This window comes from Kaistia geumhonensis (genome assembly GCF_030815145.1).
In the GTDB taxonomy this organism is placed as follows: Bacteria; Pseudomonadota; Alphaproteobacteria; order Rhizobiales; family Kaistiaceae; genus Kaistia; species Kaistia geumhonensis.
This window is the reverse complement of record NZ_JAUSWJ010000001.1, coordinates 4,336,275-4,357,361: the sequence shown is the minus strand read 5'-3', so window position 1 is coordinate 4,357,361 and position 21,087 is coordinate 4,336,275. Positions and strand designations below refer to the sequence as shown.

Below are 21,087 nucleotides of genomic sequence, written 5' to 3'. Positions count from 1 at the left end.
CGGCGCTATGAAGCCTTTCCCTCTTCCGTGCAAGGCGCCGCATGACCCTCATCGCTTCCCTTCCCGTCGCGACCGAAGAGCTGGCCGGAGCCCTCGTCGAGGCCCTCGGCGCCAGCGAGGAACTCGATTTCCCCACCGCGGCCACGACCGAGCAGCCCGACAAGAGCTGGGTGGTCGACATCTATTTCGAGGAGCAGCCGGACGAAGCGACGCTCGCGCGGCTGGTACGCGACGTGATGGGCGACGCAACGCCGCCGATCCTCGTCGCGCCGCTTCCCGACGAGGACTGGGTGGCCAAATCCCTGGAAGGGTTGAAGCCGGTGCGCGCCGGGCGCTTCATGGTGCATGGCAGCCATGACCGGTCCAAGGTGCAGCCGGACGACGTCGCGATCGAGATCGAGGCCGGAGAGGCGTTCGGCACCGGCCATCACGGCACCACGGCCGGCTGCCTCGCCGAAATCGACCGCCTGTGCAGCGCGCGGGAGTTCGGTTCGATCCTCGATCTCGGCACCGGCACCGGCGTTCTGGCGATCGCCATCGCCAAGGCCTTCGGCAAGCGGGTGCTCGCCACCGACATCGATCCGGTCGCGACCCGGGTGACGCATGAGAATGCCGTCCTCAACGGGGTCGGTGCGCTGATCGATGCGGAAACGGCGGAAGGGTTCGGCAATCCGGTCTTCGCGGCGCATGCGCCCTTCGACCTCATCATCGCCAATATCCTCGCGGGACCTCTGATCGCGCTCGCCGGCGATATCGTCCGTCACCTCGCGCCCGATGGCGTCGTCGTCCTCTCCGGACTGCTGACGGCGCAAGGCCCCGCCGTCATCGCCGCCTACGAGGCCGAGGGGCTTCGTCTGGAACGCTCCGGCGAGATGGAAGGCTGGCTGACCCTCACTCTTTCGCGCTGACGCATTCTTGCGCGCTGGCGCCAGAATCGAAACGGCCGGCAGGTGCTTCCGCATCCTGCCGGCCGTTCCAGAATTCCGGCGGGCTCAACGCCCGCGTGCCCTGATCAGAGCGGGGCGCTGAACGCAGCCCGCTCGAAGGTTTCGCGGTCGAACCCGAAGGTCGCCAGCGACGCGTCGTCGAGCGCCAGCTGGTAGCCGTTCACGTAACGCGGCATCTGGCGCTCGCGCACATGGTTCATCCGCGCGACCGCACGCCGGACGACGCCATGTCCGCGGCTTGCCGCCGCGGCGATGCCGATCTCTCCATAAGCTGCAGCCATAATATCCAATCCTTGTCTGAATCGCCGGATGGCGCTTCGGTCGACACGGAACATAGTGGTGATCGCCACGCGAAAGAACCGCCGCAACGGAATGACAGACATGCGGTTTTTGCATCGCACAAACTTCCGACACAATGATGTCGCGATGCAAACACCACCGTGAACGTGGTTGCCGCCCGCGACCGGCCTCGCTACGCTCCGTTAACCTCACCCGCCTGAACGAGCCCTCCCATGTTCCAGACTTTCGATGCCCCGTCGCGATCCGGGCCGATCGGCGCACGTCTCGCCGCATTGCGGGCAGTGCTGAAGAAGGCGGGGCTGTCCGGTTTCGTCGTGCCGCACGCCGACGAATATCAGGGCGAATACATCCCCGCCGCCGCCGAGCGCCTGGCTTATCTGACGGGCTTCACCGGCTCCGCCGGCGCTGCGGTCGTCCTTACGGAGGAAGCCGCCGTCTTCGTCGATGGCCGTTATACCCTGCAGGTTCGTGACCAGGTCGACGGGGCCGACTTCACCTATGAGCATCTCGTCGAGAACCCGCCGCACCAGTGGCTGAAGTCCCGCCTGAAGCGGGGCGACCGGCTCGGTTATGATCCGCGGTTGATGACGCTCGCCGAGGTGCGGCGGCTCGAGGCGGTCGCCAAGGCGGCCGGGGCAACCCTTGTCCCGGTCGAGGAGAATCCGGTCGATGCGATCTGGCACGACCGTCCGGCTCCGCCTCTCGCCGCGGTCTCGCTGCAGGCCGAGCCGCTGGCCGGCGAGGCTGCCGAGGCCAAGATCGATCGCCTCCGCGCCATTCTGGGGGAGAAGGACGTCGATGCCGCGATCATCGCACAGACCGACTCCATCGCCTGGACCTTCAACATCCGCGGCGGAGACGTTCCGCACAACCCCGTGCCGCTGTCCTTCGCGATCCTGCGCCGGGAAGGCGCCCCTTCTCTCTACATGGACGGGCGCAAGCTCTCCAACGCCGTCCGCGACCGGCTGGCCGGCCTTGCCGATATCAAGGAAGAGACGGCGCTGGCGGCCGACCTCGGCGCGCTCGGCGCCTCCGGCGCCAAGGTGCTCATCGATCCGAACCTGACGCCGGAAGCGCTCGCCCGCGCGGTCAGCGCAGCCGGCGGCAACCTCGTCGAAGGCGCCGATCCGGTGTCGTTGCCCAAGGCGCGCAAGAACGAAGCCGAACTCGCGGGCATGCGCCGCGCCCACCGCCGCGACGGCGTGGCGATGACGCGCTTCCTTGCCTGGCTGGCCGCGACGGCGCCTTCGGGCGGGCTCACCGAGATCGCCGCGGCGAAGAAGCTGGAAGCCTTCCGCGCCGAGACGGGCGAGGAGGATGGCCAGCCGCTCCTCGAAATCTCCTTCGACACGATCTCGGGTGCCGGCCCGAACGGCGCCATCGTCCATTACCGTGTCACCGAGGCGACCGACCGCGCGATCGAGCCGGGCCAGCTCTATCTGGTCGATTCCGGCGCACAGTATCGCGACGGCACCACGGACATCACCCGCACCATCGCCATCGGCGCGCCAACCGCGGAGATGCGCGACCGCTTCACCCGCGTTCTCAAGGGCCATATCGCGCTCTCGACGGCGCGCTTCCCGAAGGGCACGACCGGCGCGCAGCTCGATACGCTCGCCCGGCTCGCGCTCTGGCAGGCCGGGCTCGACTACGACCACGGCACCGGCCATGGCGTCGGCGTGTTCCTTCAGGTGCACGAAGGCCCGGCCCGCATTTCCAAGGCCGGCACGGTGCCGCTCGAGCCGGGCATGATCCTTTCCAACGAGCCGGGCTACTACAAGACCGGCGCCTTCGGCATCCGCATCGAGAATCTCATCATCGTGGAACCGCCCTCGGAGATTGCCGGCGGTGACCGGCCGATGCACTCCTTCGAGACGCTGACGCTCGCGCCGATCGATCGCAGCCTGATCGAGCCCGCGCTGATGAGCGCCGACGAGATCGCCTGGCTCGATGCCTATCACGCCCGTGTCCGCGCCACGCTCCAGCCATCGCTCGAGAGCGAGGCGCTCGAATTCCTGATCGCGGCAACACAACCGCTGCTGGCATGATACGACCGACACGGCCGGATGCCGGCCGTGTCCAATTTTGCAATTTTCTTCGGAACAGATCGGGGTCAGCTTCGTTGGACTGCTGAGCAAACGCTCTAATAATCTCGCAGAAACACGGAGTTAGACCATGACGAAGCTCTTCGCGGCCACCGCTTTGGCCGGCATGCTGGCGGTTGCGCCGGCCTTCGCCCAGGACGCGACCCCGGCCCCCGCGACGCCGCCGGCTGCAACCGGCGATGCAACCGCCACGACCCCGAGCGCGACCGGTCGCTTCATTCCCGCGCCGTCGCAGGACGATTGGGTCGCCTCCCGCCTGATGGGTTCGACCGTCTACAGCCCGGCCAATGAAACGCTGGGCGAAATCAACGACGTGGTCGCCAGCCAGGACGGTCAGGTCAAGGCACTCGTGATCGGCGTTGGCGGCTTCCTCGGCATCGGCCAGAAGAACGTCGCCGTGGCCCCTTCGGAGCTGCAGCGGGTCGCCGACGGCGACAGCTGGCGCTACCAGCTCAACACGACCAAGGAAGAGCTGAACGCCGCCGCCGAGTTCAAGGTCCCCGAGCCGCCGACTCCGGCCACCACCGGCACCACGTCGACCTCGACGCCGTCGACCGACATGACGCCTCCGGCCGCGGACGGCACCACGACGACCGATCCGGCGACGCCGATGGCTCCGGCCGCGCCTTCGACGACCACGCCGTAACGGCGAAGGATCGTCACGATCGAGCCCCGCTTCGGCGGGGCTTTTTCGTGCGCCCGTGGCTGGGACGCCGGCTTCAGACGATCATCGCCAGCCAGTCATCCTCGGAGATGACCTTGACGCCGAGCCGCGTCGCATCGGCGAGCTTCGAGCCCGCGCCCGGCCCGGCTACCACAAGATCGGTCTTGGCCGAGACGGAGCCCGAAACCTTGGCGCCGAGTCGCTCGGCCGTCGCCTTGGCCTCGTTCCGGGTCATCTTCTCGAGATTGCCGGTGAAGACGACGATCTTGCCCGAGAGCGCGCCGCCGCCGCGCACCGGCTCGACATCGCTGACGCTCACCTCTCGCAGCAAACCGGCCACCACCTGCTCGTTGTGCGGCTCGGCGAAGAAATCGGCGATCGAGGTCGCAGCCACCTCCCCGACATCGCCGAGACCGGCGAGCTCCTGAAAGCCCTCGCCCGGCCGTTCGCCGGCGGCGCGGCGCGCACCGTCGAGAACGCCCGCAGCGCTGCCGAAATGGGCCAGAAGATTGTCGCGCGCCGGCTTGTTGAGCCCCGCACGGTTCAGCGCCGTTTCGGCATCGAGATCGGCGAGCGTGCCTTCCGGGGCTTCGGAAGCCACCGCGACCAGCCGGTCGCGCGAACCGGGACCGACGCGCGGGATCTCGGTCAGCGCCTGCCATGTCTCGCCGGGCAGGCCCTCGACGGCCCGATTCACGGCATCGCGGAAGGCGTCGATGCCGACATAGCGCTTCGCCAGCGCCTTGGCGGTCGCCTCGCCGACATTGCGGATGCCGAGCGCGTAGATGAAGCGGTCGAGCGGGATGCTCCGCCGCTCGTCGATGGAGTCGAAGAGCTTTTCCAGCCCCTTGAATGAGCGGTCGGCTTCCTTCCCCTTCTTTGCCTTCGTCTCCGTCGCCCCCTGAAGCGCGCGCCGCTCTTCCTGCTGGCGGATGCGCTGCCCGGTGAGCGCCGCTTGCGCCGCCTCTCGATGATCCTTGAGGCGGAAGATGTCGACCGGGCTTTTCAGGATCCCGGCTTCGAAGAAGAGCTGAACATTCTCGTCGCCCAGCCCCTCGATGTCGAAGGCGAGCCGCGAGACGAAATGGCGGATGCGCTCCACAGCTTGCGCCGGGCAGATCAACCCGCCCGTACAGCGCCGGACCGCCTCGCCCTCCTCGCGCACCGCATGGCTGCCGCAGGCGGGACAGCGGGTCGGGAAGCCATAGGGGGCGGTATTCGGCGGCCGCTTGTCGAGACGCACGCCGACCACCTGCGGGATGACGTCGCCGGCGCGCTGGATGACCAGCGTGTCGCCGATCCGGATGTCGACCGCTCCCTCGACAGGCGCGCCCTCGGCATCGATCCCGCGCGCGAGCGGGGCGCCATTCGCGTCGAAGCCCTTGATGTAGTCCTCGTTGTGCAGCGAAGCGTTGGAGACGACCACGCCGCCGACGGTCACGGGCTCGAGCTTCGCGACCGGCGTCAGGGCGCCCGTGCGGCCGACCTGGATGTCGATGCCGTTGAGGATCGTGAAGGCGCGCTCGGCCGGGAACTTGTGCGCGATCGCCCAGCGCGGGCTGCGCGAGACGAAGCCGAGGCGGTTCTGCAGCGCGAGGTCGTTGACCTTGTAGACGACCCCATCGATGTCGTAGCCGAGGCTCGCCCGCTCCGCCTCGATGCCGTGATAGAAGGCGAGCGCCCCCTCGACGCCCTCGCACAGCACCAAGCGCGGATTGACCGGCAGCCCCCAGTCGCGGAAGGCCTCGACCATGCCCATCTGTGTCGTGGCCGGCATGGCGCTCATCTCGCCCCAGGCATAGGCAAAGAAGCGCAGCGGCCGCGCGCGCGTGATCTCAGGATCGAGCTGGCGCAGCGAGCCGGCGGCCGCGTTGCGCGGGTTGGCGAAGAGCCGGCCGCCCGCCGCCGCGACACGCTCGTTGATGGCGCGGAAATCCTCATGCGCCATGTAGCACTCGCCGCGGACCTCGACGATCGCGGGCACGCCATCCGGCAGCGCCTCGGGAATATCGCCGATGGTGCGCGCATTGGCGGTGACGTTCTCGCCCTCGAAGCCGTCGCCGCGCGTCGCCGCCGTCACCAGCCGGCCGCCCTCGTAGCGCAGCGAAAGCGACAGGCCGTCGATCTTGGGCTCGGCGGTGAAGGCGAGCGGCCCCTCGTGGCGGAGAAACCGGCGGGCCCGCTCGATGAACTCCGCGACGTCGGAATCGGCGAAGGCGTTATCGAGCGACAGCATCGGCACGACATGCCGCACCTTGGCGAACTTCGACGAGGGCGCGGCGCCGACCGCGACGCTCGCCTCCGAGGACAAGCCCGGAAAGCGGGCCTCGATCGCGTTGAGCCTCCGGCGCATCGCGTCATAGGCGGCGTCCGTGATGAGTGGCGCGTCCTCCTGATGATAGTGGACGTCGGCCTCGCGGATCTCCGCCGTCAGCCGCGCATGCTCGGCAGCCGCCTCGGCCTCGGAAAGCGCATCGATCGCGGCGGGGGCGGACGGGTCGGTCGACATGGGCGGCTCCTCCTCGACGAGGAAGAAGCTATGCCGCCGCCGATCCGTTCCCGCAAGAACCCCGTCCCGACCCTCCCCCGCTTCAGCGGGAGAGGGCGGGCCGATGTGCTATTCCGCCGCGATGGTGAAGCGGACGCAGGCCTGGCTGCGGCTCGCCTCGGCGAGGCGGCGCCAGGCGGCCTCGGCGGTGCGGCGGTCGGCATAGGGGCCGATCACCTTTTCGCTGCCCTCGATCAGCTTTTCGAAGGCGGTGGTGGCGTATTCGCCGCCGACGATCCAGAAGCGCGATGTCTGCATGATGCCGTCCTCTCGTCATTCGGCAGCGGTCAGGAACTGCTCGGTCTCGGTCGATTCCGCCATGGCGGTGGTCGAGGCGCGGCCGGCGGTGATGGCGAGCGACACCGCGTCGAAATAGCCGGTGCCGACCTCGCGCTGGTGGCGCGTCGCGGTGTAGCCGCCCTCCTCCGCCGCGAATTCGGCCTGCTGCAATTCGCTGTAGGCACCCATGCCGCGATCGCGATAGCCGCTCGCGAGCTGGTACATCGAGTGGTTCAGCGCGTGGAAGCCGGCCAGCGTCACGAACTGGAACCTGTAGCCCATGGCGCCGAGCTCGCGCTGGAAGGTCTCGATCGTCTCCGGGTCGAGCTTGGCCCGCCAGTTGAACGAGGGCGAGCAGTTATAGGCCAGCATCTTGCCCGGATAGACGGCGTGGATCGCTTCTGCGAAGGCGCGCGCGTCGTCGAGGTCGGGATGCGACGTCTCCCACCACAGAAGATCGGCATAGGGCGCGAAGGCGAGGCCGCGCGCGATGCAGTGTTCGAGGCCCGTGCCCTCCTTGAGGCGATGGAAGCCCTCCGCGGTCCGCTCGCCCTCCTCGATGAACGGCCGGTCGCGCTCGTCGATATCGGAGGTGATCAGCCGCGCCGATTCCGCGTCGGTGCGGGCGACGATCAGCGTCGCGACGCCCATGACGTCGGCGGCGAGGCGCGCGGCGATGAGGTTGCGCTCGTGCTGCGCGGTCGGGATCAGCACCTTGCCGCCGAGATGGCCGCATTTCTTCTCCGAGGCGAGCTGGTCCTCGAAATGGACCGCCGCCGCGCCGGCTTCGATATAGGCCTTCATGATCTCGAAGGCGTTGAGCGGTCCGCCGAACCCGGCCTCGGCATCGGCGACGATCGGCACGAACCAGTCGCGCGTGACCTTGGCTTCGCTCGACTCGATCTGGTCGGCGCGAGCGAGCGTCCGGTTGATCCGCCGGCAGAGCTCCGGCCCGGCATTGGCCGGATAGAGACTCTGGTCGGGATACATGGCGCCGGCGGTGTTGGCGTCGGCGGCGACCTGCCAGCCGGACAGATAGATCGCCTCGAGCCCGGCGCGGACCATCTGCATCGCCTGGTTGCCGGTGACGGCGCCGAGCGCGTGGACATAGGGCCTCTCGATCAACTGCCGCCAGAGACGCGCCGCGCCGCGCTCGGCCAGCGTGTGCGCGACCGGCACCGATCCTGCGAGCCGCGCCACATCGGCCGCGCCATAGGGGCGGCGGATGCCGTCGAAACGGCCCTTGGGCTGGCTGGCGAGAAAAGCGGTGAAATCGCGTGACATGATCAGCTCCATTGACAAGTCATGACATCGGCTGCACATCGTTCAGTAACAGCGATGACTTGATCAAGGTGCCGAATAAGCCTCGACGTTTCAAAGGCTTTGTAGGAAATTCGGGTTGAGCTGTCACAGCATGACGGATGAATGGGTCAATTTGTAAAATTATGACAATCGAAACGACCCGGAAACTGTTCATCGGCGGCAAGCTCCGCCGCCTGCGGCTCGAGCTCGGCCTCAGCCAGACGAAGATGGCGGAGGATCTCGGCATCTCGCCGAGCTATGCCAATCTGATGGAGCGCAACCAGCGCCCGGTCTCGGCGCAAATCCTCATCCGCCTGGCCGAGGCCTATGACCTCGACATCGCCGCGCTCGCCTCTTCCGACGACGATCGCAGCCTCGCCGAGGTCACGGAGTTGATGGCCGATCCGCTGTTCCGCGATCTCGCCGTGCCGGCGCAGGAACTGCGCGATCTCGTCGAGACCTGCCCTTCCGTCGCCGACGCGCTGCGGCGGCTCTACCAGACCTATCAGCAGACGCAGCGCCAGCCCGGCGCCGCGGCAGGTGCCGAGAGCCTGCCCTTCGATCCGGTCGACGCCGTGCGCGGCGCGATCGAGGCCGCGAAGAACCACTTTCCGGGTCTCGAAGCGGCAGCCGAGGAACTGGCCGCGGAATGCGGCGAGACGGGCCCCGGGCTCCTCGCCGCCCTCGCCGCGCGCCTGCAATCGGGCCACGGCATCCGCCTGCGCATCCTGCCGGCCGATGTCATGGCGGGCACGCTGCGCCGCTTCGACCGCCATCGCCGCCAGTTGCAGATTTCCGAGCTTGTGTCGGGGCCGGGCCGCGCCTTCCAGGCCGCGTTCCAGATTGCGACCATCGAACAGGGCGCGCTGCTCGACGCGGCGGTCGAGGAGGCGGCGCTCGCCGATCCCACGGCGCGGCGCATGTTCCGCATCGTGCTCGCCAACGCCTTCGCCGGCGCGGTGATGATGCCCTATGGCCGCTTCTTCGCGGCCGCCGAGGCCTGCCGCTACGACATCGAACTGCTCGCGCATCGCTTCGAGGCGAGCCTCGAACAGGTCTGCCACCGCCTGACCAGTCTCCAGCGTCCCGGCGCGCGGGGTGTGCCGTTCTTCATGATCCGGGTCGACGATGCCGGAAACGTCTCGAAACGCCACGCCCCGGGGCGCTTCCATCTCTCGCGCTATGGCGGGACCTGCCCGCTCTGGAACCTGCACGAGACCTTTCGCAGCCCCGGCGCGATCCTCACCCAGCGGCTCGAGATGCCCGACGGCAGCGCGTTCTTCTCGATCGCGGCGACCGTGAGCGGCGCGCCGCAGCCGTTTCCGCGCCGCGCCGCCCGCTTTGCCATCGGGCTCGTCTGCGAGATGAAGTATGCGCAGCGCCTCGTCTATGCCGATGCGACGGGCGAGGCGCCGGCGCGGATCGGCACCACCTGCCGGCTCTGCGAACGGGCGGATTGCCCGCAGCGCGCCGAGCCGCCGCAGGCCCGGCCGCTCATCATCGACGAGACCCTGCGGGGCGCCGTCCCCTTCCCCTTCGTGCCGGCCCGCGAACGGGACGGCAAGGCCGAATGACCGCGCGGCTCAGTGGCCGCCGAAATCGGCGAGCGCACCCGGCAGCGGATCGGCATGCTGCGGGTGGAACAGGCGGCCGCGCTCGGTGACGAGCACCGTCGCAAGCGCGACGACGCCGACGACCACGAAGCCGAGCGCCAGCGGCAGCACGGTGCCGTCGAAGTTCTGGCTGATCACGAGGCCGACGACGGTGCCGAGGATCGTGGTGTAGAAGCCGATCAGCGACGAGGCCGTGCCGGCGATGTCGCCGAGCGGCTCCATCGCCATGGTGTTGAAGTTCGGCATCGTCAGGCTGAACAGGAACTGGCAACCCGCCAGCGCGACGGCGAAGAGCAGCAGCGGCGGCTTGCCGTCATAGGCGATGGCGAGGCCGACCATCAGAACGGCGAAGGCGAGATAGCCGCAGATGCCCGCATGCGACAGGCGGCGCATGCCGAGCCGGCGCACCAGCTTCGAATTGACGAAGGACGCGACGCCCATCACCGCTGCAAGCGAGCCGAACACGACCGGGAAGATCGCGCCGAGGCCGTAGACCTCGGTCTCGAAAATCTGCTGCGTCGATCCGAGATAGCCCATCAGTGCGCCGAACATGAGCCCCATGGCCGTGGCATAGCCGACCGTGACACGCAGCGAGACGCAGCGCCGGGCGCCATCGGCGATGCGGCGCATCGAAAACGGCATGCGATATTCGGGATGCAGCGTCTCCGGCATGCGGCGGCCGAACCAGACGGCCAGCAGCGCGGCGAGCACGAGCATCGAGACGAAGATCGTGTGCCAGCTGCCGACCAGAAGGAACAGGCTGCCGATCGAGGGCGCGAAGATCGGCACGATGATGAAGACCATCATGGTGAGCGACATCACGCGCGCCATCTCGCGGCCCTGGAAGCGGTCGCGCACGATGGCGACGGAAAGGATGCGCGTGGCGGCGGCGCCCATGCCCTGGATGAAGCGGGCGGCGAGCAGCATCTCGAAGCTCGTCGAATAGAGCGCGATGACGCTGCCGATCGCGAAGACGACGAGGCCGACCATGAGCGTCGGCTTGCGGCCGACGATGTCGGAAGCCGGGCCATAGACCAACTGCATGATCGCGAAGCCGATCATGTAGGCCGAAAGGATCAGTTGGACTTCATTGGTGCTGGAAAGGCCGAAATCGGAGCGGATGACGTCGAAGGCGGGCAGCAGATTGTCGATCGACATCGATCCGAGCGCCATCATGAAGGCGATGATGACGACGAATTCGAGGAAGGACGGAGCGGACGCCTCGCGCGTCGCGGGCATCGTGGACATGACGGACATTGCATTTCTCTTGGCGGCGGTCGCACAGGAGGGAGGTCCTGCGCGGAAGGCGGCGGGCGTTGGCGCGCTCCAAAGGGGAAAGCGACGGGAACGTCAGCCGCGAAAGCCTAATAGACCGCCTTTTGTGGCGGCGCGGTGACGAGGATCACATATCATGCTTCAAATAATGTTCCCTTACGAAATGGAAGTCGAGTTCGCCGCTTAACGACCGGCCCAGCGGGACGCTCCCGCGACAGATTGGCCGCCGGCCGCGCACGACACGCTCGCGTCGCGATCGCGCGCGAGAGAGAGCCGGCAGCGCGACGACAGGAGGACTTCCATGGGACGCTTCGAAACCACCGCCGCGACCTATGAACGCTTCCGAGAGCCTTATCCGGCCGCTTTCTTCGCGAAGGTGGCCGAGCGCCTCGGGCTCGCGGGAAGCGAAAGGCTGATCGATCTCGGCACGGGCCCCGGCATCCTCGCGCTCGGCTTCGCGCCCTATGTCGGCTCGGTGCTCGGCGTCGATCCGGAGGCGGAGATGATCGCCGTCGCACGCGACAACGCCGCGCGCGACGGCCTGGCGTTGCCGCTGATCCACGGGCGGACGGAGGACCTTTCCGCCGATCTCGGGACGTTCGATCTCGTGACCATCGGCCGCGCCCTGCACTGGATGGAGCGCGCGCCCACCGTCGCGGTGCTGGACAGGCTGCTTGCCCAGGAGGGCGTCATCCTGACGACGGGCTCAGCGCCGGCGAAGGACGATCGCAATCCCTGGCTCGAGACGATGGAGCGCGTCAGCCACAGCTGGGCGCCGCATGACGAGCGTGTCCTGTCGGTCTATCGCACATGGTTCGAAGCGACGCCCTTCGCCGAGGTCGAAGACATCACCTATGTCTTCGCAGCGCCGGTGACGCCCGAGCATCTGTTCGCCCGGCTGCTGACCCGTTCGAGCACCTCGCCAGCCATTCTCGGCGACCGCATCGCCGCCTGCCGCGCGGAGCTTCTCGGAGAACTGGCACCTTTCTTTCCGGACGGCGAACGGGAGGAGACGCTTGTTGCCCGCGCCACCGTGATCCGGCGGCGCTGACGGCTCAGACGCGGCCGTGCTCTGCGGCCATCAGTTGCGCGGCCGCGGCCCGCGCCTCGTTGGTGATGACGCTGCCGGCGAGCATGCGCGCGATCTCCTCGCGGCGCTCGGGACCACCGAGCGGCGTCACACCCGTCGCCACCCGCTCCTCGGCGCCTGCGACCAGCGACTTGGCGATCAGCAGGTGGCTTCCAGCGCGCGCAGCGACCTGCGGCGCATGGGTGACCGAGAGGACCTGAACGCGCTCGGCGAGCCGCGCCAGCCGCCTTCCAATGGCCTCGGCGACGGCGCCGCCGACGCCGGTGTCGATCTCGTCGAAGACGAGCGTCGGAGCCGAACCGCGGTCGGCGAGCGCCACCTTGATCGCGAGCAGGAACCGCGACAGCTCGCCGCCCGAAGCCACCTTCATCAGCGGTCCCGGCCGGGTCCCCGGATTGGTGCGCACGACGAAGGAAACCTGATCAATCCCTGTCTCCGCGCGCTCCTCGCCGTCGCTGTCGATGCCGACGATGAAGGCCGCGCGCTCCAGCTTCAGCGCCGGCAGCTCGGCCGCGACGGCGACTTCAAGTGCGTCGGCGGCGGCGCGGCGGCGGGCGGAGAGCGCGGCGGCCCGGGTATCGAAGGCCCGCATCGCCTGCTGCGCGGCGGCCTCCAGCGCGGCGAGCCGCTCCTCTCCCGAATCGAGCGCCGCCAGATCGGCCTCCATGCGCTCGCGCAGCCCGGCCAGACCCTCGACGGGCGTGTCGAACTTGCGGGCCGCGGCGCGGAGCGCGAACAACCGCTCCTCGGTGCGCTCGAGATCCCTGGGATCGAAGGCGGCGGCGCGGATGCTGGTGTCGAGCAGGCCCTCGGCCTCCTCCAGCGCGTCGATGGCGCGATCGATCGCCTCGACGACGCCGTCGAGAAGCCCGCCGGCCTGCTCGCGCTTGCGCTCAAGCCGGCGGGCGAGGCTCGCCAGCGTCGGCACCGGGGAGCCCTGCCCCGCCAGCGTGTCGTGAGCGTCGGAAAGGTCCGTGGCGATCTTCTCGATCGCCATCATGCGATGGCGCTGTTCGGCAAGTTCGGTTTCCTCGCCCGGCTGCGGCGCGAGGCGCTGTAGTTCGTCGACGGAGGCCCGCAGATAATCGCCCTCGCTGCGCGCCGAAGCGATGCGGCGGCGCAGCAGCGCCACCTCGCTCTCCGCCGAACGCCAGCCGCGAAAGGCGGCGGCGACGTCGCCGGCCTCGATCTCGAGCCCGCCGAAGGCATCGAGCAGCCGCCGATGCTCGGCCGGATCGACCAGCGCGCGGTCGTCATGCTGGCCATGGATCTCGACGAGCCGCGCGCCGACATCACGCAGGAGCGCGACGCCGACCGGCTGGTCGTTGACGAAGGCGCGGGTGCGGCCGTCGGCGGTCTGCACGCGCCGCAGGATCACCTCGCCGTCATGGTCGATGGCATTCTCGGCGAGCAGCGCCCGTGCCGGATGATCACGGGGCACGTCGAAGACGGCGATCACCTGCCCCTGAGTCGAGCCATGACGGACGAGAGCGCCGTCACCCCGGCCGCCGAGAGCCAGCGCCAGCGCGTCGAGCAGGATCGACTTGCCGGCACCCGTCTCGCCGGTCAGCACCGTCATGCCGGGCGCGAAGTCGATTTCGAGCCGGTCGATGAGGACGATGTCGCGGATGGCGAGGGCGGCGAGCATCGCGGCTCTCGTTCCCCGTCAGGCGCCGCCGCCGAGGCCCGTCACCGTCTGGAACGCCTTGCTGATCCAGGAACTCTTGTTCTCGGACGGCGAGAGGCCCTTCGACTCCAGCAGCGTGTAGGCGTCCTTGTACCAGGTCGAGTCGGGGAAGTTGTGGCCCAGCACGGCGGCCGCGGTCTGCGCCTCGTTGACGACGCCGATCGCGTAATAGGCCGAGGTCAGGCGATAGAGCGCCTCTTCCACCTGCCGCGTGTTGCCATACTGCGTCACGACCGTCTTGAAGCGGTTGATCGCCGCCGTGTATTCGCGCCGCTCCAGATAGTAGCGGCCGATCTGCATCTCCTTGCCGGCGAGCTGGTCGCGGGCGAAGATGATCGCCTTCTGCGCATCGTCGACATATTCCGACGTCGGATACCGTTCGACGACTTCCTGCATCGCCGCGATCGCGCGCTGCGTCGATTCCTGGTCGCGCGTCACGTCGGGGATCTGCTTGAAGTAGGACTGGCCGATCATGTACTGCGCGTAGGCGGCGTCGGGGCTCGCCGGATAGAGAGCGACATAGCGCTTCGCCGATTCGATGCAGTCGTCGAACTTGCCGAGGCGGTAGTTCGTGAAGGCCTGCATGATGAGCGCCTTGCGGGCCCATTCCGTATAGGGGTGCTGCTTGTCGACCTCGCCGAAGCGCGTGTTGGCCTGGCGAAGCTTGCCCTCCGACATCAGCTTCAGGCCCTGATTGTAGAGCTCGCCGGCCGGAATGTCGGGCTCGTCCGAATCGCTCTCCTTGCCGAGGCAACCGGCCAGCGCGACCAGCGAGCAAAGAAGGGCGACACGCAGAGTGGCGGCGCCCATGCGTCCCAGCCGCTCCATCGCGGAGGACGCGGTCGCTTCGATATGGGTCATGCGGGGAATCGAGCCAGCGGAACCGGCCTCGCCTCTATCGACGGGTCAAAGCACTGCCGCTTCTCTATCCGAAACGACAGCAGGATGTCACCAGCCCTGCCAGCGCAATGGCGCATTTTCAAGGCAGGCCCTGACGATCGGAAGACGTCCATCGCGAGAAGAATCAGCGGCTTGGACGGCGACGCAGCGCGCCGCTCAGGCCTTCTGGGGGCCGAAAGCGGCGGCGGCGAGCCGAACCGGGACCTCGGCGCGGACCGGCTCGCGACGCGGAGCCGACGGGCCGTCGACGAAGGCGAAGGCTTCGGAATCGGCGAGAAGAGCCTCGACCATCCGCGCATTCAGCCTGTGGCCGCCGCGATAGGAGCGATAGGCACCGAGAATCGGTGCGCCCGCGAGGGCGAGATCACCCACGGCGTCGAGCGCCTTGTGGCGCACGAACTCGTCCGCGAAGCGCAGGCCCTCGGGGTTCAGGACGCGGTCGTCGCCGAGCACCACGGTGTTGTCGAGCGAGGAGCCGAGCGCGAGGCCGCGCGACCAGTAGGTCTCGACATCGCGCAGGAAGCCGAAGGTGCGGGCGCGCGCGAGATCGCGGCGGAAGGTCTGCGCGGTCAGGTCGATCACGAAGGCCTGGCGGCCGATCAGCGGCGAATCGAAGTCGATATCGATCTCGAAGCGGCGGCCGTCGAAGGGAAGCAGTTCGGCGAAGGCCGGGCCCTGCTCGATGCGGATCGGCTTCAGCACGCGGATGAAGCGGCGCGGCGCGGCGAGACGCTCGATGCCGGCCTCCTCGATCAGCGACACGAAGGCGCCAGCGCTGCCGTCCATCATCGGCACTTCGGCACCGTCGATCTCGACCGCCACATTATCGACGCCAAGACCGTTGAAGCTCGCCAGAAGATGTTCGATCGTCGCGATGGAAAGGCCCATCCGCGCGATGGTGGTGCAGGAATCGGTGGCGGACAGATTGTCGATGGAGGCGCGGATCGCGACCTGCTCGGCGGCGGGATCGTCGGTGCGGCGGAAGACGATGCCGGTGTCGGCGGCGGCCGGATGCAGCGTCATCGACACCTGCTTGCCGCTATGCACGCCGATGCCCGTCACGACGACGCGATTCCGCAACGTCGTCTGCGGTGTGCCAGCACGCTTAGCCATCGATGAGAACCTCTTGGAACCGCCAGGTTACGCGGCGTTCCTGTCGCGCTTCCTGATACTCCGCCGCCGCCGCGACGGCGTCTTCCGGAACGTCCGGGAGCGCGTCGCGCTGCAAAGCAGCAATTCGTATGAGGAAGATACGGCCCGCCCCTCGCGACAACAAATCACGGTTTCTAACCGGATGTTACGCGGCGCCCGCTCGAGGGGAATGCGCCGCCGCGCCTCGTGAAAAGACCCGGCGGAGGCCGCCGGGTCGCTTCGTCATGTTGCAGGTGCTCAGTTCGCCTGACGGCGCAGGAAGGCCGGAATCTCGAGCTGGTCGTCGTCATGGCGCTCGCGCGGGGCGACGCGGCCATGGGGGTCGAGCTCGGCCTGCTGGCGCTGGCGATAGGTCTCCGGGATCGGCTGCGCGCCGCGCGGAGCCTGCTGCGGACGCTGGGCCGGCGCCGGCTGCTGCAGGCGGGGCTGCTGCGGGGCGCGGGCCGGCTGCTGGGCGACCGGGTTGCCGCGCGGGGCCGGAGCCTGCGGCTCCTCCTCGCGGCGGCCGAGATGGGCGAGGCGGCGGAGCAGGCCCATCGGGCCGCGATCCTCCTCCTGCGTCTCCTCGGCACGCGAGGCCTGGATCTCGCGCTGGGCGACGGCCGGGAAGTCCTCGACCCGCGGCATGCGGCTCGAAGCCGGAGCCTCGGCGGCCGGCGGGATGAACGCCTGCTGCGGGGCATGGTCATGCGTGTCGGCCGGCGGCGGGGCCATGCCGAACTCGTGGTCGAGTTCCGCCTCGTCATAGGCGACGGGCGCCTGCGGCTGCTGCAGCGGGGCGATCGTCACGCCGGGATCGCGGGCGACGGGCTGGGCCGGAGCGGCATAGGTCTGGGCCGGCTGGCGACCGGCCGGCTGGGCCGGAGCGCGCAGCTCGGTGTTGACCTGCGGCGGACGGGCCGCCGGCTGCTGGACGGCCGCCTGGGCCGCCGCCTTCATGCGCTGGTTGAGCTCGGCCATGCGCACTTCGGTCGGCGTGGCGTCCTGCATCACCTCGCTGTCGATGCCGGTCGCGACGACCGACACGCGGATCACGCCCTCGAGGCTCTCCTCGAACGTGGCGCCGAGGATGATGTTGGCGTCCGGATCGACTTCCTCGCGGATGCGGGTCGCCGCCTCGTCCACCTCGAACAGCGTCAGGTCCTTGCCGCCGGTGATCGAGATCAGCAGGCCGCGGGCGCCGTGCATCGACGTCTCGTCGAGCAGCGGATTGGCGATCGCCGCCTCGGCGGCCATGATCGCGCGACGGTCGCCCGACGCCTCACCGGTGCCCATCATGGCCTTGCCCATCTCGCGCATCACCGAACGGACGTCGGCGAAGTCGAGATTGATGAGGCCTTCCTTGACCATGAGGTCGGTGATGCAGGCGACGCCCGAATAGAGCACCTGGTCGGCCATGGCGAAGGCGTCCGCGAAGGTCGTCTTCTCGTTGGCGATGCGGAACAGGTTCTGGTTCGGAATGACGATCAGCGTGTCGACGCATTCCTGCAGCTCGCGGATGCCGGCCTCGGCAACGCGCATGCGGCGGGCACCCTCGAACTGGAAGGGCTTCGTCACGACGCCGACGGTCAGGATGCCGTGCTCGCGGGCGGTGCGGGCGATGACCGGAGCAGCGCCGGTGCCGGTGCCGCCGCCCATGCCGGCGGTCACGAACACCATATGCGAGCCGGCGAGATGGTCATTGATCTCGTCGATGACCTCCTCGGCGGCGGCGCGGCCGATTTCGGGCATGGAGCCGGCACCGAGACCCTCGGTCACGGCGACGCCCATCTGGATGAGCCGCTCGGCGCGAGCCGACATCAGCGCCTGGCTGTCGGTATTGGCGCAGACGAACTCCACGCCTTCGAGGCCGGAGCGGATCATGTTGTTCACGGCGTTGCCGCCAGCGCCGCCAACGCCGAAGACGGTGATCTTGGGCTTGAGCTCGGTAATGTCCGGCATCTTCAGGTTGATCGTCATGGAGACCTCGTCGTCTAGACCCCTCGGGCCGGTGGCGTTGCCCGGCTCAGCTCAGTTTGAGTTGGGGCGCATCGCCGGCGCGCCCCGCCTTTCGGCGCTGTCAGAAACTCTCCCGCAGCCAGTGGCCGACCCGTGCGAGATAGCCGCCGGTTCCGGTCATCGACATACGGTGTCCGCGCATCGCCGCGACCTGTTCGATCTGGGCGACTTGCGGGTAGATCAGGAGGCCGACGGCCGCCGAGAAAGCCGGCCCCTTGGCCGCCTCCGGTAGGCCGGTCACCCCGAGCGGGCGTCCGAGGCGAACATTGCGCGCCAGGATGCGTCGCGCCGCCTCGTTGATTCCTGCGAGCTGGCTGCCGCCGCCCGTGAGCACGATCCGGCGGCCGACCATGGTCTGGAAGCCGGAACGGTTCAGGCGGTCGCGGACGAGTTCCAGCACCTCCTCGATGCGGGCGCGGATGATGCGGGTCAGGGCTGCGCGCGGCAGCTGGTTCGGCACGTCGCGGTCGTCGTCGCTGATCGGCAGAACCGAGAGCATGTCGCGCTCGTCGGAAACCGACGGCAGCGCGCTGCCATGCATGGTCTTCAGCCGCTCGGCGTCCTCGATTCGCGTCGAGAGGCCGCGGGCGATGTCGGTCGTGACGTGCTGGCCGCCGATGGCGATCGCGTCGGCATGGACGAACTGCCCGTCCATGAAGACGGAGATCGTCGTCGTGCCGCCGCCGAGATCGACGCAGGCGACGCCAAGCTCGGTCTCGTCGTCGACGAGCGCCGAAAGGCCGCTGGCATAGGGCGTCGCGACCATCGCCTCGACCGAGAGATGGCAGCGGGCGATGCAGAGCTCGAGATTGCGCAGCGGCGCCGACTCGCCGGTGACGATATGCATATCGACGCCGAGCTTCTCGCCGAGCATGCCGCGCGGATCGCGAATGCCGCCATTGCCGTCGAGAGCATAGCCGATCGGCAGCGAATGGATCGGGGTGCGCTCGGGCGTGATCGTGTGTTCACGGCCGGCGGCGAGTACGCGCTTGATGTCGTTCTCGACCACTTCATGGCCGGAGAGCGAGACCGAGGCGGAATAGACCTCGCTCGACAGGCGGCCGCAGGAGACGTTGACGATCAGCGATTCGACGGTCACGCCGGCCATCCGCTCGGCGGCGTCCACCGCAAGGCGGATCGCCTGCTCCGCCTTGTCGAGATCGACGACGACGCCCGACTTGATGCCGCGCGAGCGCTGATGGCCGATGCCGAGCACCTCGACCGCATGGGTGCGGCCCGGCAGCACGTCGCCGAGTTCGCGCGGCTTCAGCTTCGCGATGAGGCAGCAGATCTTGGACGAGCCGACGTCGAGGATCGAGACGATCGTGGCCTTCTTGGCCGGGAGCGGCCTGAGGCGGCTTTCGGAAGAGACGAACAGCGGCATCACGTGCTGGCTCCCTTCCGCTTGGCGGCCTTGGCCTGCGCCTTGAGATCGGCTTCGCGCTTGGCAGCGGCGTCGGGCGAGAGGCGAACGAACATGCGGTCTCCGAGCCTCAGATCGACGCTGACGATGTCGCGGTCGATCAGGTCGTCGGTCGCGTCGAGCGAGGCGATGCGCTTCAGCGCGGCAGCGGGGTCGTCCTGCGGCAGCATCAGGGTCACGCCGTTGTCGAGCACGAAATTCCAGCGCCGCTCGCCGACGAGGATCGCCGCCTTGAGCCGTGCGCGGATCTCCGGGACGGTACCGGCCAGCGCCAGCGCCTCGGTGGCGCGGCCCTGCACGCCGTCGCCGGCGACACGGACGAGGTCGCGATGCGCGTCGCTGGCGTCGCCGATCACGCGGCCCGTCTCGTCGAGGACGGAAAGCTGCTGGTCGTGCTGCCAGATGACATAGGGCTGGCGCTCGTCGATCGTGATCTTGAGCGTCGAGGGATAGACCTTGCGCAGCGAGGCGGTCTGAACCCAGGGCAGGCTCTCGATACGCTCGCGGGCGGCGGCAAGGTCGATGGACGGCAACGCGGCATCCGTGGGGAGCTGCAGCTTGGCCAGCACGGCGACCTCGGAGGTCTCCATCTGCCCGGTGATTCGCACTGATTCGACCGAGAGACCGGCGGCCTCGCTCAGCGAGGCGACGAAGGCATCGGTCCGGCCGGCGGCGGTCAGGCCGGCGATTCCCGTGACGATGAAAAGCAGAGCCGTCAGCTCGAGGCCGACATGCTTCGGGAGCTGCCGGTCGATCCGGTCGAGCGCCCGCATCCGGCGCGCCAGCCAGGACGGCATGCGCGGCGGGGACTGCTGCGCGCCGCTCGCGGCGCCGCGTCCTCCCTGCTCTTCCGCCTGTCCTTCGCTCAACGGCCGCACGACGCGTCCTCCACCATCCAGCTCACCAGTTCCGGAAAGCTCATTCCGGCATGTCTCGCCATATCCGGGACCAGCGACGTCGCCGTCATGCCCGGCTGGGTATTCACTTCGAGGCAGACGAGCGCACCCGTTCCCCCCGGCCCATCGTCGTATCGGAAGTCCGCCCGGCTGATGCCGCGACACCCGAGAGCCCGATGCGCCCGCACCGCCAGATTCCGTACATTTTGGTAAACATCTGGTAAAAGCGGCGCCGGGATCACGTGACGGGCGCCGTTGTCGGAATACTTGGCGTCGTAGTCGTACCAGCCGCCATCGGCGGTCACGAGCTCAATGATATCAAAGGCTTCGTCGCCCTTAACGCCGCAGGTGAGCTCCCGTCCGGCCACATATCGCTCCACCATGACGATGTCGCCGAAAGGCCACTCCTCCGCAAAGAGTTGCTGAGGGGGATGGGTCGCACCCTCGCGGACGATCAGCACGCCGAAGCTCGACCCCTCGGCGACCGGCTTCACGACATAGGGCGGCGCCATCGGATGCGCCTTCGCCGCGTCGAGGCGGTGGATGAGGATCGATTCCGCAACGGGAATGCCCGCCGCCTTCATGACGTCCTTGGCGCGCGCCTTGTTCATGGCCAGCGCGGAGGCGAGCACGCCGGAATGGGTGTAGGGAATGCCGAGCACTTCCAGAACGCCCTGGACGCAGCCGTCCTCGCCGAACGGGCCGTGCAGCGCATTGAAGGCGACGTCGGGTTTCAGCGCGGCGAGGACCTCCGCGATGTCGCGGCCGACATCGACCCGCGTCACGCGGTAGCCGGCCTCCTCGAGCGCATCGGCGCATCCCTTGCCCGAATTGAGCGAAACCGGCCTTTCCGACGACCATCCGCCCATCAACACAGCTACATGCTTCGCCAAAACCGACTTTCCTCG

At 68.5% G+C, this 21,087-nt stretch carries 17 protein-coding genes; 5 read left to right on the top strand and 12 right to left on the bottom strand.

Translation table 11 applies throughout. The features are described from left to right. The first annotated feature begins 41 nt into the window (after positions 1-41). Complete coding sequence (locus tag QO015_RS20660) at positions 42-908, top strand: 50S ribosomal protein L11 methyltransferase (protein WP_266284032.1); 867 nt, start codon at positions 42-44, stop codon at positions 906-908. A gap of 104 nt (positions 909-1,012) precedes the next feature. Here QO015_RS20660 and QO015_RS20655 read toward each other — a convergent pair whose 3' ends face one another. After that, positions 1,013-1,228: a hypothetical protein gene (locus tag QO015_RS20655; RefSeq protein ID WP_266284031.1), complete on the bottom strand. Its 216-nt coding sequence runs from the start codon at positions 1,226-1,228 to the stop codon at positions 1,013-1,015. A gap of 231 nt (positions 1,229-1,459) precedes the next feature. Here QO015_RS20655 and QO015_RS20650 point away from each other — a divergent pair, with 231 nt between their 5' ends. Further along, a complete protein-coding gene (locus tag QO015_RS20650) occupies positions 1,460-3,295 on the top strand; it encodes an aminopeptidase P family protein (protein ID WP_266284030.1) in 1,836 nt (611 codons plus the stop codon). Positions 3,296-3,422: 127 nt separating this feature from the next. Beyond that, entirely contained in the window at positions 3,423-3,998 is a 576-nt protein-coding gene (locus QO015_RS20645; RefSeq protein ID WP_266284029.1) for a PRC-barrel domain-containing protein, read from the top strand. A 73-nt stretch (positions 3,999-4,071) separates the two neighbouring features. Here QO015_RS20645 and ligA read toward each other — a convergent pair whose 3' ends face one another. The 3 genes from ligA to aceA all read right to left on the bottom strand — a co-directional run bounded on the left by ligA (position 4,072) and on the right by aceA (position 8,127). Continuing rightward, a complete protein-coding gene (ligA, locus tag QO015_RS20640; protein ID WP_266284028.1) occupies positions 4,072-6,525 on the bottom strand; it encodes an NAD-dependent DNA ligase LigA in 2,454 nt (817 codons plus the stop codon). A 108-nt stretch (positions 6,526-6,633) separates the two neighbouring features. After that, on the bottom strand, positions 6,634-6,822 hold the full coding sequence (locus QO015_RS20635) for a DUF4170 domain-containing protein (RefSeq protein ID WP_266284026.1): 189 nt from the start codon (positions 6,820-6,822) through the stop codon (positions 6,634-6,636). A gap of 15 nt (positions 6,823-6,837) precedes the next feature. Beyond that, complete coding sequence (gene aceA / locus QO015_RS20630) at positions 6,838-8,127, bottom strand: isocitrate lyase (RefSeq protein WP_266284023.1); 1,290 nt, start codon at positions 8,125-8,127, stop codon at positions 6,838-6,840. 161 nt (positions 8,128-8,288) lie between these two features. Here aceA and QO015_RS20625 point away from each other — a divergent pair, with 161 nt between their 5' ends. Beyond that, positions 8,289-9,719 carry a helix-turn-helix domain-containing protein gene (locus QO015_RS20625; RefSeq protein WP_266284021.1) on the top strand — a complete coding sequence of 477 codons (1,431 nt, stop codon included), beginning with the start codon at positions 8,289-8,291 and terminating at the stop codon, positions 9,717-9,719. 9 nt (positions 9,720-9,728) lie between these two features. Here the strand turns inward: QO015_RS20625 and QO015_RS20620 are convergent, their stop codons facing one another. Continuing rightward, positions 9,729-11,015 carry a multidrug effflux MFS transporter gene (locus QO015_RS20620; RefSeq protein ID WP_266284019.1) on the bottom strand — a complete coding sequence of 429 codons (1,287 nt, stop codon included), beginning with the start codon at positions 11,013-11,015 and terminating at the stop codon, positions 9,729-9,731. Positions 11,016-11,334: 319 nt separating this feature from the next. Between QO015_RS20620 and QO015_RS20615 the strand changes: the two genes are divergently transcribed. Further along, positions 11,335-12,084, top strand: coding sequence for a class I SAM-dependent methyltransferase (locus QO015_RS20615; RefSeq protein WP_266284017.1), 750 nt, complete (start codon positions 11,335-11,337; stop codon positions 12,082-12,084). A gap of 4 nt (positions 12,085-12,088) precedes the next feature. Here the strand turns inward: QO015_RS20615 and recN are convergent, their stop codons facing one another. The 7 genes from recN to QO015_RS20580 all read right to left on the bottom strand — a co-directional run bounded on the left by recN (position 12,089) and on the right by QO015_RS20580 (position 21,072). Then, positions 12,089-13,771, bottom strand: coding sequence for a DNA repair protein RecN (recN, locus tag QO015_RS20610; protein ID WP_266284015.1), 1,683 nt, complete (start codon positions 13,769-13,771; stop codon positions 12,089-12,091). Positions 13,772-13,789: 18 nt separating this feature from the next. Next, positions 13,790-14,638, bottom strand: a complete 849-nt coding sequence (locus QO015_RS20605) for an outer membrane protein assembly factor BamD (protein WP_266284327.1) — start codon at positions 14,636-14,638, stop codon at positions 13,790-13,792. 228 nt (positions 14,639-14,866) lie between these two features. Continuing rightward, positions 14,867-15,823, bottom strand: coding sequence for a UDP-3-O-acyl-N-acetylglucosamine deacetylase (gene lpxC / locus QO015_RS20600; protein ID WP_266284013.1), 957 nt, complete (start codon positions 15,821-15,823; stop codon positions 14,867-14,869). Between the two features lie 276 nt (positions 15,824-16,099). Next, complete coding sequence (ftsZ, locus tag QO015_RS20595) at positions 16,100-17,821, bottom strand: cell division protein FtsZ (RefSeq protein ID WP_266284011.1); 1,722 nt, start codon at positions 17,819-17,821, stop codon at positions 16,100-16,102. 100 nt (positions 17,822-17,921) lie between these two features. Then, a complete protein-coding gene (gene ftsA / locus QO015_RS20590) occupies positions 17,922-19,244 on the bottom strand; it encodes a cell division protein FtsA (protein WP_266284326.1) in 1,323 nt (440 codons plus the stop codon). Then, positions 19,244-20,161, bottom strand: a complete 918-nt coding sequence (locus QO015_RS20585) for a cell division protein FtsQ/DivIB (protein WP_266284009.1) — start codon at positions 20,159-20,161, stop codon at positions 19,244-19,246. Before QO015_RS20585 ends, ftsA begins: the two co-directional genes overlap by 1 nt. Next, positions 20,149-21,072: a D-alanine--D-alanine ligase gene (locus QO015_RS20580; protein WP_266284007.1), complete on the bottom strand. Its 924-nt coding sequence runs from the start codon at positions 21,070-21,072 to the stop codon at positions 20,149-20,151. Before QO015_RS20580 ends, QO015_RS20585 begins: the two co-directional genes overlap by 13 nt. Between the last annotated feature and the right edge of the window lie 15 nt (positions 21,073-21,087).